Consider the following 13,685-nt stretch of genomic DNA (forward strand, 5'->3'; position numbering starts at 1 on the left):
GCTAACTCTTATTCGTCCTGTTTTAAGCGTTGTCCCCAGCGTTGCTTGGCGTAGCGACGGAGGCTTGGGATGGTGTCCGTTTCGTCCATAATCGGTTGGCCTAAAATGGTTTCGATAATATCTTCCATGGTAATCAGTCCCAACCAAGTACCGTGCTCATCGTAAATCACCGCCATGTGTTGACGGGTTTCAAGTAAGTGCGTCAATGCACTTTCCAAATCTACTGAGGGGGCAAACACCTCGACATCACGTACAAGCTCACGTAATGGCTGATCGCCATGGGCGGCAAGCGCCTCATTACGTAAAATCAATCCATGTGGAATTTCATCAGCATCAATCACTGGAAAACGAGAGTAGGGCAGTGCCTTCACTTGTTCCAGAAATTCATTAACAGTGTAGTCTGGCCGCGCTGATGTGCAAACTGTACGCGGCGTCATGGCTTTACTTACTTTAATCGCATGTAGGTCGAGAATGTTACTGATCACTCGCTTCTCGTCGTTATCAATCACGTTTTGTTCATTGCCAACAATGGCCAGTGCTTTAATTTCTGAACGCACATCAATGTCATGAGACTCGCCACCGATGCGCTTGGTGATTTGATCCGAGAGCCAAATAAACGGCTTGAGACAAAGGATCAAGAAATTGAGGGTGGTCGGTAAAAACGGTGCTAAGCCTCGCCAAAACTTGGCGCCAATAGTTTTTGGAATAATTTCAGAAAGCACCAAAATTAATACGGTCATGACCGCGGAGGCGAGCGCTAAATAGCCATCACCGAAGACCACCCCAACTTGAGCACCAACACCTGCGGCACCTGCGGTGTGGGCAATGGTGTTCAAGGTAAGAATCGCTGCCAGGGGGCGATCAATGGTTTGTTTAAGCTGCTGTAACTGCGCATGCAACTTAGGATTTGAGGCTTTTTGTTGAGCGATGTAACTCGGAGTAATTGAGAGTAGTGCGGCCTCAAGAATGGAACATAAAAACGAGATGCCTATCGCGACGAACGCAAAAACAATCAGTAAAATCATTCGTAGTCTTCAAGTTAAGGAGTTAAGCTGAAATTACCACAGCCGATAGGCTCCTTACTAGCGTTTCTCATGTGAACCACGGACGTGCTATGAAATTTGAGTACTTTTACGAGCGCGCATTGGCGCGCAAAGGGCAGGCGGAAATGACTGCGCGGCTGCCTGCTGTACGTACCCCTGAACAACTCGCCGCGCAGGAAGATGCCTACTACCTTGGCGAGATGACCCGCTGCATTTTTCGCGCGGGTTTTGTCTGGCGCATCATTGATCACAAATGGCCAGGCTTTGAACAAGCCTTCAGTGGTTTCTTTCCGCTGTATTGGCAGCAGGTGCCGCCAGAAAGGCTCGAACAACTGGCTAACGATACCCGCATTATTCGGAATTGGCAGAAGATTGAAACAGTGCCTGTGAACGCGCGCATGATTGTAGAATTGGCCGAGGAATATGGCTCATTTGGACAGTTTCTCGCGCAGTGGCCACATCAGCAGCAAGCAGAGTTGCTGATTTACTTGAAAAAACATGGCTCGCGTTTAGCCGGCGCTACCGCCCAGCACTTTTTACGACGTGTGGGGTGGGATGGCTATGTGTTATCGCCGGATGTGTTAACCGCACTGCGCAATCATCAGTTGCTGGATAGTTCACCGACCAGTCAACGCGGTTTAAAACAGATCCAAACCGTCTTCAACCAATGGCATGACGAAACGGGACTACCGTTCAGCCACCTCTCGCGCATTCTATCCATGACCGTCGATGCCCTACCCGAAGAGCGCGCACCGAAACGTGCGCGCTAGACTGAAGGCCGCTTAACGTAGGGTTACAAATTCTTCGGCGCTGGTGGGGTGAAGGGCGACGGTGGCGTCGAAGTCGGCCTTGGTGGCGCCCATTTTCATGGCGACGGCAAAGCCTTGCAGTACTTCGTCCATGCCTTCGCCAATGCCGTGAATACCGACCACTTTTTCATCGTCACCGGTGCAGACCAGTTTAAAGGTGCTAAGCGCACGATGCGGGGTGATGGCGTTGTACATGGCGGCAAATTGTGAGCGATAGACTTTCACGTTGGTTGCGCCGTACTGAGCTTTGGCTTCTTCTTCGCTTAACCCGACAGTGCCGATCGGCGGATGGCTGAACACGATGGTTGGGATTTGGCTGTAATCCATGTGCGCATCAGGTAGTTCTGGGTTGAACAAACGCTCTGCCAGTAACCGACCGGCCTTGATTGCCACTGGTGTCAATTGTGCTTCACCGGTAATGTCGCCCACCGCGTAAATACCTTTCACGTTGGTGTTCTGGTATTTATCCGTGCGAATGAAACCATTGGCATCGGCAGTTACGCCTGCTGCTGCAAGGTTGATGCTGTCCGTTGCTGGTTCGCGGCCAATCGCCCAGATCAAGCAATCAACACCGTCAATCACTTCGCCGCTTTCAGTATGCACAGTCAGCAAGCCTTGCGCGTCTTTTTCAACTTTGGCTACGACGGTGTGCGTATGCAGCTCAGGACCATCTTGCTTGAGGCGTTCGAGCAAGGCATCAGTGATGTCTTGATCAAAGTAACGCAATGGCCGATCGCCGCGTACCAACAGATGGCTGTCACTACCTAACGCATGCAACACACCGGCGATTTCTACCGCGATGTAACCGGCCCCCACGACCACAGCTTTGTTTGGGCGTTGTTCAAGAGCAAAGAAGCCGTCAGAATCGATGCCGTATTCGGCGCCTTCACAGGTTGGGATCAGCGGGCGTCCACCGACCGCGATAGTGATATGGTCGGCAGTGATATGCTCGCCGTTCACTTCGACGGTATTGCTATCGACAAAGCGAGCAAAACCTTCAATGTATTCAACGCCATTGCTGGCAAAGCCACGTTGGTAACCGCCGTGAATACGTTCAATGTAGGCTTCACGATTGCGCACCAGCGTGCTCCAATCGAAGCCCTTTTGCTGCACGTCGAAACCGTAAGCTTCACTGTATTTCAACGCCTCAGCGATATGGGCGCCGTACCACATGACTTTTTTAGGAACGCAGCCGACATTCACGCAGGTGCCGCCTACCGCTTTAGCTTCAATCACTGCAGCTTTTGCACCACGGATCGCAGCTCGGTTTGCTGAGGCAATACCGCCGCTACCAGCACCAATGGCCAGATAATCGTAATGTCGGGTCATGCGTTGTACTCCTGTTACATGCTAATCTGTCAAAAGAAAGGGCTCATGATCGCCCAAATTAACTTAGTGTGCAACGTGTCTGCCCCTGACAATGAGACGAAAAAAGCGATGAGCGCAATCTATCCTATCCAACGTAGCAAACGCCGCCGAACCGTGGCGATTAAAATCAGTCAGGGTGAAGTGATTGTGCAAGCGCCGCTGCACCTGTCAGAAACTCGCATTCGCAGCTTTGTGCAACGCAAACAAGCATGGATAGACAAGCATTTGCAGCAACAACAGCAGCATCTTGCCAAGCTCTCGCCGCGCTATTGGCAAGCTGGTGAGCGGTTGCGTTGGTTAGGGGAGCCTCTGACCTTGGAGGTGCAGCAAGCATCGCGCAAAAGCTGCAAGCGTGAGGGGCAGCAGCTACTGGCCACGCGAACACCACGCGCGAACCCTGAACGCGAGCCGCGCGGTGTGATTATTGCGTGGTATAAACAGCAAGCGCAGGCTTGGCTTGATGCCTTTTTTGCGCAGTGGTGTCGGCGTGAAACGTTACAGCCACAAGGGTGGCAGGTAAAGAGCTTCTCTAGTAAATGGGGGCATTGCACTCGCAAAGGTGAGTTAAGCTTTTCTTGGAAACTATGGTTAGCACCAGAGTGGGTGGTGCGCAATGTGGTGATCCACGAGTTATGTCATTTACAGGAATTCAATCATAGCGCGGCGTTTTGGGCGCTCGTGGCGCAGCATTCGAGCGATTATCAAGCTGCTGAGAAGTGGCTTCGTCAGCACGGTATGACCGTGCTGAACGAAACCTATCTTGATTATCACGAGGACGACCTAACGGCCACCTGCCGGTAGATTTTCCTGTAGGAACTCCACCATCATGGTACGTAAGTGCTCCGTCGTGCCTTCACCTTCGCGAATACCGTGGGTACGGTTTGGGTACGCGAAGAACTCAAACTGCTTACCATGCTTGATAAGCTCGTTGACCAAGCGCTCAGAGCCTTGGAAGTGGACGTTGTCGTCAGCAGTACCATGCACTAACAGCAATTCGCCTTGGAGGTTTTTCGCATGGGTGATCGCTGATGTTTCACGGTAACTTTCCGCTGCTTCAGGGAGCAAACCTGAGTAACGTTCCTGATAAATCGTGTCGTACAGGGTGAGATCTGGCACAGGTGCCAGAGCCATACCAACGTGATAACTGTCTGGGTAGCGGAACATTGCGTTCAGCGTTTGCGAACCACCGCCACTGTGGCCCCAAATCGCCACACGGTCTTGATCGATGAAGGACCAGCGTTTGAGCATCGCTTGCAACGCGTCATGCTGATCGCGCACGGTGATCACACCCAAGTTCTTATAAATCGAGCGCCGCCAATCGTAGCCACGTGGTGAGCGCGTTCCGCGGTTATCTACTGATGCCACGATATAACCTTGTTGGGTCAGGTAGGTGTGCCACAAAAAGCGTTCGCCACCCCAGCTATTGCTCACGGTTTGGCCCCAAGGTTCACCGTAAACATAGTAAACGATTGGATACTGCTTGGCTGGGTCAAAGTCGACTGGCTTCATTAAGAAACCGTCGAGCATGAGGCCGTCTTGGGCTTCCACTTGGAAGAACTCGAAGCTACCGCGAGCTAACGCATTGAAGGCGTTCTGTGCGGTGGCATTGTCTTTGATCATGCGGATCTGTTGATGCTGCGGCAGGCTAACCATGTCCACTTGCGGCACTTGGGTGACACTGGAGTAGGTATGCACGGCATAGGCAGCATCGGCTGACAGCTGGTAGCTGTGGGTGCCTGCTTGCGCGGGTGTTAAGCGCTCAAGTTTACCCGAACCATCTAGGCTCGCACGGAACAAATAGCGTTCTAATGGCGTCTCAGGCGAGGCGATAAAATAGACCCAGCCTTGCGCTTCATTGATTTGCAGTACTTCCACCACATCCCAGTTGCCCTTGGTGATGGCTTGCAGGTGACCAGTAGTGCGATTGGCGCGATAAATATGGCGGTAGCCATCACGCTCGCTTAACCAGGTAAAGTGTTTGCCGTCTGCCAGGAACTGAACGTCATCCACATACTCCGCCCAGCTTTCAGTAGTTTCGCGCAGTACTTCACGTACCTCACCAGAGTTGGCGTCAGTAATAAATGCACGGTTGATAGCTTGCGAGCGGGTCAGTTGTTGAATCAATAACTGCTCTGAGTTACCGGCCCACTGCATGCGCACCAAGTAGTGCTGGCGTGGATCGCCTGGCACCTTCATCCAGGTGGTGTCACCACCTGTGGCTGGCATCACCCCAATGCGCATGGCTGCGTTGGTTTCACCTACCTTCGGATAAGGGAAGGTTTTCAAGGTTGGATAGAGGCTATCGGTATTGTTGATCATGGTGAAGTCAGGCGTGCCCGATGTGTCCAATTGCCAGTAGGCAATGGACTCACCGTCGGGGCTCCAACGAAAACCGTCACGTAAGAAGAACTCTTCTTCATTGACCCAATCGAAAGTGCCGTTGACGATGCTGGTGCTGCCGTCGTCGGTTAATTGGGTAATTTTGCCGTCCCGCAAACGTTCTACATAGATATTATTCTGCATCACGTAAGCCACACGCTCGGCTTGCGGGTCAAATTTCGCAAATTGTAACGTTGAAGGTTCGGCAAAGGTGCCAAGCTGGGTAAGGCTGCGTTGTTGCAGGTCAAACACCCAGTAATCACCGAGGGTATGCGTACGCCATGAACGTTTGGTGTTGGTAAAAATGAGTAGCTTTTGACCGTCGTTTGACCACTGGTAATCGGCAAGTTGCAAAGGCTCATCGTGGCCCTTTGGCGTAAGTTCTGCGGCAGTAATCAATATGGCACGCGCTTGCGTTTCAGGATGGTAGCGTACCAAGTCATTGCCGTCGCCTTGCGCAGCGGCTTCTAGCGTGGTGTAGCCACTGCCATCGGCCAGCCAACGGGTTGGCGGTACGCCACCGGCGTGATAGGTCGGTGCTTGATAAAGTTCCGCAAGCCGCAGTTGCTCACCATCGGTGGCAATGCTGGCGACACTGTCCGTGCTCGAGCTGGTCGGTAAACTACTACACCCAGCGAGGGTTGTTAGAGTAAGTCCAGCCACGAGACTAAGACGTAGCTTGGAGCGAAGCAAAGCGACAAGTTCCATAGTATTTTCCTGTGATTCGCGCATAGAGGCCTTGAAAAAGCGCGTGATGGCCTAACATCTTTAACATAGTTACACAGCGCATTATTCAAGAGGAAGCCGTATGAGTCAAAACCCTTTGTTAGGTGATTACCAGTTGCCGCCTTTTGCTGACATTCAGCCGGCACATATTGTGCCGGCGATTGAGCAGCGCATCGCCACCTGTAAAGCCACGATTGAACAGGTCCTCGAACAAGGGCGTTATACTTGGGATGACTTGGTTGCTCCGTTGGAAGAAGTCGATGACTTGCTAGAACGTAGCTGGTCACCCGTGTCCCATTTGAACGCGGTCGTCAGCTCGCCGGAACTGCGTGAAGCGCATGATGCCTGCTTACCGTTATTAAGCGAATACGGTACTTTTGTCGGGCAACACGAAGGTCTCTTCAAAGCGTTTAAAGCCTTGCATGACGCTGACGACTTTACCGAGCTAAGCGAAGCGCAGCGTAAAGTGGTGACTGACACTTTGCGCGATTTTGAGCTCTCTGGCGTTGCCCTGCCGGCTGAAGAAAAGCAGCGTTTTGCCGCGATTCAAGCGAAGTTAGCCGAGCTTTCCTCACAGTTTAGTAATAACTTGCTCGATGCCACCGATGGTTGGCATTACTTGGTGACCGATGAAGCACGCCTCGCGGGGCTGCCGGAAAGTGCGGTTGAAGCAGCAGCTGCAGCAGCAGCTGAACATGATCAGCAGGGCTGGCGCTTTGGGTTATCGATCCCGAGCTACTTACCGGTGATGATGTATGCCGATGACGCAGAGTTGCGCAAAGAACTCTATCAAGCGTTTACCACTCGGGCTTCGGAGCAAGGACCACAAGCAGGTCAATTCGATAACACGGCGGTGATGGCTGAAATTATGGCACTACGCCATGAAATGGCGCAGCTACTGGGCTTTAATAATTACGCCGAACTGAGTGTGGCGACCAAGATGGCAGATTCACCGGCGCAAATTGAGCAGTTTTTACAAGACTTAGCAACACGCTCATTACCGCAAGCGCGTGCAGATTACGCCGAGGTGGTGGCCTTTGCGCGTGAGCATTATCAAGCAGACAGCCTCGAAGCTTGGGATCTGGCTTATTACAGTGAGAAGTTAAAGCAAAACACCTATGCCATCTCTGACGAAGCACTACGCCCTTATTTCCCTGAACATCAGGTTGTGAAAGGCTTGTTCAGCATCGTTAAACAACTGTTCGGCATTCAAGTCGAAGAGCAAGCGGTGCCTTCTAGCTACCATGATAACGTCCGTTACTTTGTCATCCGTGACAGTAACGATGAAGTTCGCGGCAGCTTTTTCTTAGATCTCTATGCCCGCAGTGGTAAGCGCGGCGGCGCGTGGATGGCCGAGTGCGCTGTAAGGCGCGTTACGCAACAGAATACATTGCAACGCCCAGTCGCGTATTTGACCTGTAACTTTAATAAACCGGTTGGTGATAAGCCGGCATTGTTTACCCATGACGAAGTGTTGACGTTATTCCATGAATTTGGGCATGGTTTACATCACATGTTGACTAAAGTTGATGTTGCCGGTGTCTCTGGTATTAATGGTGTGGCGTGGGATGCGGTTGAGTTGCCGTCGCAGTTTCTGGAGAACTGGTGTTGGGAGCCTGAAGCGTTAGCGATGATTTCCGGTCACTATGAAACAGGACAGCCATTGCCAGCTGAGTTGCTTGAGAAAATGCTGGCAGCACGTAACTTTCAATCGGCGATGCAGATGGTGCGACAACTTGAGTTTAGCTTGTTTGATCTGCGCATTCATCGCGATTACGCGCCTGAGCAGGGCGATCAAATTCAAGCCATCTTGGACAAGGTGCGGGAGCAAGTCGCGGTGCGTCAACCACCGAGTTACAACCGCTTTCAGCATAGCTTTGGGCATATCTTTGCCGGCGGTTATGCGGCAGGCTACTACAGTTACAAGTGGGCTGAAGTGCTTTCTGCGGATGCCTTTGGACGTTTTGAAGAAGAAGGTATTTTCAACCGTGAGGTGGGTCAAGACTTCTTAACGGCGATCTTGGAGCGCGGTGGTTCCCGTGATGCGATGGAGCTTTTTAAAGCTTTCCGTGGCCGTGCGCCAGAAGTGGATGCCTTGTTGCGGCACTCAGGTATTGAATCACAAGAGCAAGCGGGTCGTGCGTCTTAACGGACGACCCAGTTCACGATTAACAAGAGTGTGATGACAAATAACACGATGAAGAAAACCCCAATAGCGATGAAGGCAGCTGGTTTGCCGTTGCTGAAGTCGCGTTGACGGTTTTCTTCAGTTTGCACTCCAAATAACGCGGCGAGCACGCTAAAGACAGTACTAAAAAGGCTGGTTGAGCGAGCCATTAGCCGAGACGAACTTTCTTGTCGCTATTGTAATCGCTACCACTACGCTCGGAACTACCGAACAGCAACTCGAACAGATCCATGAAGTGAAATTGGGTCGAGCGACTGTTTCCTGTCAACCAAGTACCCCAAGTTAACTCATTCGTTTTTGTCGTTTGTCCGCACTGTTGTGCTGTGCTGGCGTCTTCAGAGTTATTCAGGAGTTGTTGGCAGTGCGCTTGGCTCATCGCGGTAAGTTGCGTTGCGCTATTGTCCGCAGTGTTGTTTGAGCTAAGGACCACCACAGCCATCACCATACCAACGCTGATGACGCTGGTCGCAATTTTACGCTTCGCCTTAGAGCGAAGTGAGATTGTTGATGTTGTGTGTTGTGCTGTCATGAGTGACGCCTCCTTAACAACTGCGTGAATAACGTACAATTTATCAAGATAATGTTGCATTTGCTACGCTTTTCGAGGTTTTTTTTCACTGGCAAGCCAGCGAGGGTTTGATAAACTAGTGCACTTTCTAGGCATCGCCTAAGTGGCACCTAATGTGGCACCGCCTCAAACCATGTCTCAAATGTGGAGCGAATCATGGCAGACTTCTTGATTGCACCTTCTATTTTATCGGCTGACTTCGCTCGTTTAGGTGAAGAGGTCGAAGCGGTTCTCGCAGCTGGAGCCGATGTGGTTCACTTCGATGTGATGGATAATCATTTCGTACCGAACTTAACCATCGGCCCAATGGTCTGTAAAGCCTTGCGTGATTACGGCATTACCGCACCTATTGACGTGCACTTAATGGTTCAGCCAGTGGAGCGTATGATTGATGACTTTGCGGCTGCGGGCGCTTCGATCATCACCTTTCATCCAGAGGGCGCGACGCACATAGATCGCTGCTTACAGCAGATCCGTGACCATGGATGTAAAGCTGGTTTGGTGTTTAATCCGGCGACCCCACTACATTACCTTGATTATGTGATGGATAAAGTTGATGTCATCTTGCTAATGTCTGTCAATCCGGGCTTTGGTGGCCAGAGCTTTATTCCCGCGACCCTCGATAAGTTGAAGCAAGCGCGGCAACGTATTGATGCAAGTGGCTACGACATTAAGTTGGAAATCGATGGTGGTGTGAAAACAGAGAATATTGCCGAGATAGCGGCAGCAGGAGCTGATATGTTCGTGGCCGGTTCGGCCATTTTTAACCAGCCCGATTATGCGAAAGTAATCGCAGAGATGCGCGCTGAACTCGCGCAAGTTCATTCATTGTAAGCATTGAGACGTAACGGAAAATAACATGAGCAAACCCATTGTATTAAGTGGCTGTCAGCCATCAGGACAACTCTCTATCGGTAACTACATTGGCGCCTTACGTCAGTGGGTCAACATGCAAGATAGTCATGATTGTCGCTTCATGTTAGTTGACTTGCATGCGATTACCGTGCGCCAAGATCCAGAAAAGCTGCGTCAAGCGACCCTCGATGGCTTAGCGTTATATTTGGCGTGCGGCCTAGACCCTGAACGCAGCGTCGTGTTCGTTCAGTCGCACGTGCCTGAGCATGCGCAACTCGCGTGGGTACTCAATTGCTACACCCAAATGGGTGAGTTGAGCCGTATGACGCAATTCAAAGACAAGTCAGATCGTCATTCAAACAACGTCAATGCTGGTTTGTTTACCTACCCGACGTTAATGGCCGCAGATATTCTGATGTATCAAGCCAACCAAGTGCCGGTGGGGAACGATCAGAAGCAACACTTAGAGCTTGCGCGTGATGTTGCAACACGGTTTAACAATATCTACGGTGATGTCTTCACGATTCCAGACCCATTTATTCCAGAAGTGGGCGCGCGAGTGATGAGCTTGCAAGACCCCTTGAAGAAAATGTCGAAGTCAGATGACAACCCGAACAACTTTATTGGTTTGCTTGAAGATCCGAAAAAAGTCAGCAAAAAGCTGAAGCGAGCGGTAACTGACTCTGATGAGCAAGCGCGTATTTTCTTCGATGTTGAGGAAAAGCCGGGCGTATCAAACTTGTTATCCATCCTCTCGGCGGCCACCGGTCGTACTATTGCTGATTTGGTGCCAGAGTATGAAGACAAAATGTACGGTCATTTGAAGACTGACACGGCTGATGCTGTGGTCGCGATGCTTGAACCTATTCAGCAACGCTATCAAGACTACCGCAGTGATATGGCGTTCCTTAATCAGGTGATGGCGAAAGGGGCGGAAGCGGCGAGTGCACATGCTGCGCAAACCTTGCAGCAGGTGTATGACGTGGTTGGTTTCGTACCACGCCCACGTTAATCCGTGATGAGTGTGAGTGTTGCGCTGCTAGCGTTGTTATTGCTTGGTGGTATGGCGTGGTTTTGGCGCCATACCCGCCCGGTCGCATTGCCGGTAGCACAATGCCAGCGTTTCGGCGAAGCTCCTGCGGCAACTGCCGAGGTACCTAAAATCATCTGGACCTTTTGGCACAGCCCGGAACTGCCAGCAACGGTCGCAACCTGTATCGAAGGCTGGCGCCGGCTTCACCCTGATTACGCCATTCATGTCCTCAATGCGGACTCCGTACAGGAGTTTATTGATGACATTCCAGAGCAGCTGGCAACGCTGCACATTACCAAGCAAGCGGATTGGTTTCGGCTGAATTTATTGGCGCGCTACGGCGGTATTTGGGTCGACGCATCGGTGATTCTGACCCAACCTTTGGCTTCACTCTATGCCGCGCACAGTGATGCCGAGTTTATTGGTTATTATTTAGAGCGTTATACCACGAGCGACACCATTCCGGTGGTAGAAAATTGGTTGATGGTCGCCACTCCAGGCAGTCGTTTTGTGCAGGATTGGTTAGCCCTTTTTAGTGCGATTATTCTCACCGAGAGAACCGAGCCGTACTTGCAGCGTTTGCGTGACGAAGGACGCTATACCGCGCTGACGCAAGCCATCGGCGATCCGAGTTATCATACGATGCATGTGGCTGCGCAGGAGCTACTGCAACATCCTCAAGCGACACAGCGTTATCGGCTCGCGCTGGTCTGTGCAGAGCAAAGTGCTTACGTGTTACAGGCACACTCACAATGGCGGCGAAAACGTTTGTATGCCAAGCTCCTTTGGCAGACTCAGCAACAAGCTCCTGCGGTGATTAAGTTACGCGGCGGTGAACGGCGCAAGTTGGACGCTTATCTAAAGCACCGTTGGTACTTCACACGCAGCATTGTGGGCCGGTACCTTAGCAGTAAGTAGAGAAACGTAAAAACGATTGTCCTCACTCAAGCGCAGTCGTATAGTAGCACGATCATTTTCAGCGCTAGCACACTGCCATGCGACGATCTTCGCTCGACCCATCAAGACTCACTGACATTCATTATTTGCAGCAACAGTATGAGCGCTGGCAGACCATCTACGAGTTGGCTCCAGTGGGTATTTCCGTTGCCGATAGTAGTGGCCAAATCATTGCTGCAAACCCTGCGGCCGAACGTATTTTAAAGCAACCCACCAGTGCCCATGTCGGGCGGGATATTGATGATGCGCGGTGGCAAATTCTTGCCGAGGACGGTAGCCCGATGCCGAGTGAGCGCTTCGCCAGCACACGTGCGTTACGCGAGCAATGCATTGTGGAAGGGCAAGTCATGCAGGTGGTGACTGCCGATGAGGTCACTTGGTTAACCGTGAGTGCCGCGCCGTTGCCGCAAGGTGGTGTGATCGTGGTGTATGCGGATATTACCGATATTAAGCAACATCAGCGCCGAATTGAACAGTTGTCAGCCTACGATCAGTTAACACAACTGGCGAATCGAACTACCTTTTTTGCGATGCTCGACAAGGTGATGGTTGAGATGCAGGCGTCGGCCAAACAACTTGCTGTTGCCGTATTTGATATCGACAGCTTCAAAGAAATCAATGAGACCGCAGGCCATGAAGTCGGTGATCGGATTTTGTGCGAAGTGGCACAACGGCTCCAGGATCATGCTCCCGCGGGAAGTTTTGTCGCGCGCATCGGCGGTGATGAGTTTGCCGTGTTATGCGAGCATGGCGAAGCCATTCAGCAGCGCGCAACGCAGTACCTTGCTGCCTTGAGTCAGCCGCTAAGTGTTGGGCAAGCGGAGTTTCGGATTAATTTACGTGCGGGGTTATCATTGATGACCCCAAATAGTTCGCGTAGTGAAGCGTTATGGCGGCAAGCTGATTTAGCCCTGCATGAAGCCAAAGCGCGCCAACAGCAACTGGTGATCTATCAGCAAGCGATGTCAGAGCGTTTTAACCGTCGGTTTGAGTTAACCAAGCGCTTGCAAGAGGCCTTGTTAAACGAACGTTTGCACCTGTATTTTCAGCCTCAATTTGCAGTGAGCGGAGCGTTCACTGGCACCGAAGTGCTCGCGCGTTGGAACGATGCGCATTTTGGCGATGTCTCGCCTGCAGAGTTCATTCCCTTAGCCGAAGAGCGCGGGCTGATTTGTCAAATTACAGAGACCATTTTCACTCAGTTGTTGGCGACCATGCAAGTTTGGCAACGCCAAGGTCTCCTCGGACAGCAGACGTATGCGGTGAATATTTCGATACGCGATCTTGAGCGTCCAGATTTCGCTCAGCAGTTGGTCGAAAAAATTCAGACGGCGGGGTTTACCCCCACCCAGTTTGAGTTAGAGATCACTGAAACGGCGTTGATGAAAGACCCGCAGCACGCCTTTGTCACCTTGCGTGAGCTGCAGGAGTGCGGTTTTACCATTGCTATTGATGATTTTGGTATTGGGCATTCGTCGTTAAGCTATATCAAGCAAATGCACGCGCAACGGCTAAAAATCGATATGAGTTTTACCCAAGAAATGCTCAGTAACCCTGCTGATTACGGCATTGTAAAAACCATTATCGCGATGGCAGATATTTTCGCCATGAAGACGCTGGCCGAAGGGGTTGAAACGGAGCAGCAAGCTGAGGAGCTTAAGCGGCTTGGTTGCGACTATGTGCAAGGCTACTTGCTGGCAAAACCTATGCCAGCAGAAGACTATCAAGCGTTTTTGCATCGTCAGCAGCGCTAGCTGCT

12 protein-coding genes are annotated in these 13,685 nt (G+C 51.4%); 7 read left to right on the forward strand and 5 right to left on the reverse strand.

All coding sequences use genetic code 11. The features are described from left to right. Positions 1-8 precede the first annotated feature (8 nt). Entirely contained in the window at positions 9-1,025 is a 1,017-nt protein-coding gene (locus G535_RS0102970) for a CNNM domain-containing protein (protein ID WP_026860702.1), read from the reverse strand. 89 nt (positions 1,026-1,114) lie between these two features. Here G535_RS0102970 and G535_RS12775 point away from each other — a divergent pair, with 89 nt between their 5' ends. After that, complete coding sequence (locus G535_RS12775) at positions 1,115-1,813, forward strand: DNA-3-methyladenine glycosylase I (RefSeq protein ID WP_034727404.1); 699 nt, start codon at positions 1,115-1,117, stop codon at positions 1,811-1,813. A 12-nt stretch (positions 1,814-1,825) separates the two neighbouring features. On the opposite strand, the gene gorA is transcribed toward G535_RS12775, so the two are convergent. Further along, positions 1,826-3,181 (reverse strand): glutathione-disulfide reductase, encoded by a 1,356-nt coding sequence (gene gorA, locus G535_RS0102980; protein ID WP_026860703.1) that lies wholly within the window; start codon positions 3,179-3,181, stop codon positions 1,826-1,828. A gap of 45 nt (positions 3,182-3,226) precedes the next feature. Here gorA and G535_RS13810 point away from each other — a divergent pair, with 45 nt between their 5' ends. Next, positions 3,227-4,021, forward strand: a complete 795-nt coding sequence (locus tag G535_RS13810; protein WP_051206925.1) for a M48 family metallopeptidase — start codon at positions 3,227-3,229, stop codon at positions 4,019-4,021. Here G535_RS13810 and G535_RS0102990 read toward each other — a convergent pair. Continuing rightward, the gene (locus G535_RS0102990) at positions 4,001-6,307 is read right to left on the reverse strand and encodes a S9 family peptidase (RefSeq protein WP_026860704.1); all 2,307 of its coding nucleotides are present in this window, start codon (positions 6,305-6,307) and stop codon (positions 4,001-4,003) included. The genes G535_RS13810 and G535_RS0102990 overlap by 21 nt on opposite strands. Positions 6,308-6,407: 100 nt before the next feature. Here G535_RS0102990 and prlC point away from each other — a divergent pair, with 100 nt between their 5' ends. Further along, positions 6,408-8,474, forward strand: coding sequence for an oligopeptidase A (prlC, locus tag G535_RS0102995; RefSeq protein WP_026860705.1), 2,067 nt, complete (start codon positions 6,408-6,410; stop codon positions 8,472-8,474). On the opposite strand, the gene G535_RS0103000 is transcribed toward prlC, so the two are convergent. Beyond that, positions 8,471-8,662, reverse strand: a complete 192-nt coding sequence (locus tag G535_RS0103000) for a DUF2970 domain-containing protein (protein ID WP_026860706.1) — start codon at positions 8,660-8,662, stop codon at positions 8,471-8,473. The two genes, prlC and G535_RS0103000, sit on opposite strands and share 4 nt — an antisense overlap. Continuing rightward, entirely contained in the window at positions 8,662-9,042 is a 381-nt protein-coding gene (locus G535_RS13815) for a hypothetical protein (RefSeq protein WP_051206926.1), read from the reverse strand. Before G535_RS13815 ends, G535_RS0103000 begins: the two co-directional genes overlap by 1 nt. Positions 9,043-9,237: 195 nt before the next feature. Here G535_RS13815 and rpe point away from each other — a divergent pair, with 195 nt between their 5' ends. The 4 genes from rpe to G535_RS0103025 all read left to right on the forward strand — a co-directional run bounded on the left by rpe (position 9,238) and on the right by G535_RS0103025 (position 13,680). Then, positions 9,238-9,915 (forward strand): ribulose-phosphate 3-epimerase, encoded by a 678-nt coding sequence (rpe, locus tag G535_RS0103010; protein ID WP_026860707.1) that lies wholly within the window; start codon positions 9,238-9,240, stop codon positions 9,913-9,915. A gap of 25 nt (positions 9,916-9,940) precedes the next feature. Then, positions 9,941-10,948, forward strand: a complete 1,008-nt coding sequence (gene trpS / locus G535_RS0103015; RefSeq protein ID WP_026860708.1) for a tryptophan--tRNA ligase — start codon at positions 9,941-9,943, stop codon at positions 10,946-10,948. Between the two features lie 6 nt (positions 10,949-10,954). Further along, a complete protein-coding gene (locus tag G535_RS12790) occupies positions 10,955-11,887 on the forward strand; it encodes a glycosyltransferase family 32 protein (protein ID WP_051206927.1) in 933 nt (310 codons plus the stop codon). A gap of 77 nt (positions 11,888-11,964) precedes the next feature. Continuing rightward, positions 11,965-13,680: a putative bifunctional diguanylate cyclase/phosphodiesterase gene (locus G535_RS0103025; protein ID WP_026860709.1), complete on the forward strand. Its 1,716-nt coding sequence runs from the start codon at positions 11,965-11,967 to the stop codon at positions 13,678-13,680. Positions 13,681-13,685: the final 5 nt, after the last annotated feature.

Source organism: Pseudidiomarina sediminum DSM 21906, assembly GCF_000423165.1.
Lineage (GTDB): Bacteria > Pseudomonadota > Gammaproteobacteria > Enterobacterales > Alteromonadaceae > Pseudidiomarina > Pseudidiomarina sediminum.

Bases quoted from the DNA above. Each gene is read 5' to 3' on its own strand.
- G535_RS0102970 (WP_026860702.1), bottom strand. From the start codon at position 1,025: ATGATTTTACTGATTGTTTTTGCGTTCGTCGCGATAGGCATCTCGTTT.
- G535_RS12775 (WP_034727404.1), top strand. From the start codon at position 1,115: ATGAAATTTGAGTACTTTTACGAGCGCGCATTGGCGCGCAAAGGGCAG.
- gorA (WP_026860703.1), bottom strand. From the start codon at position 3,181: ATGACCCGACATTACGATTATCTGGCCATTGGTGCTGGTAGCGGCGGT.
- G535_RS13810 (WP_051206925.1), top strand. From the start codon at position 3,227: ATGATCGCCCAAATTAACTTAGTGTGCAACGTGTCTGCCCCTGACAAT.
- G535_RS0102990 (WP_026860704.1), bottom strand. From the start codon at position 6,307: ATGGAACTTGTCGCTTTGCTTCGCTCCAAGCTACGTCTTAGTCTCGTG.
- prlC (WP_026860705.1), top strand. From the start codon at position 6,408: ATGAGTCAAAACCCTTTGTTAGGTGATTACCAGTTGCCGCCTTTTGCT.
- G535_RS0103000 (WP_026860706.1), bottom strand. From the start codon at position 8,662: ATGGCTCGCTCAACCAGCCTTTTTAGTACTGTCTTTAGCGTGCTCGCC.
- G535_RS13815 (WP_051206926.1), bottom strand. From the start codon at position 9,042: ATGACAGCACAACACACAACATCAACAATCTCACTTCGCTCTAAGGCG.
- rpe (WP_026860707.1), top strand. From the start codon at position 9,238: ATGGCAGACTTCTTGATTGCACCTTCTATTTTATCGGCTGACTTCGCT.
- trpS (WP_026860708.1), top strand. From the start codon at position 9,941: ATGAGCAAACCCATTGTATTAAGTGGCTGTCAGCCATCAGGACAACTC.
- G535_RS12790 (WP_051206927.1), top strand. From the start codon at position 10,955: ATGAGTGTGAGTGTTGCGCTGCTAGCGTTGTTATTGCTTGGTGGTATG.
- G535_RS0103025 (WP_026860709.1), top strand. From the start codon at position 11,965: ATGCGACGATCTTCGCTCGACCCATCAAGACTCACTGACATTCATTAT.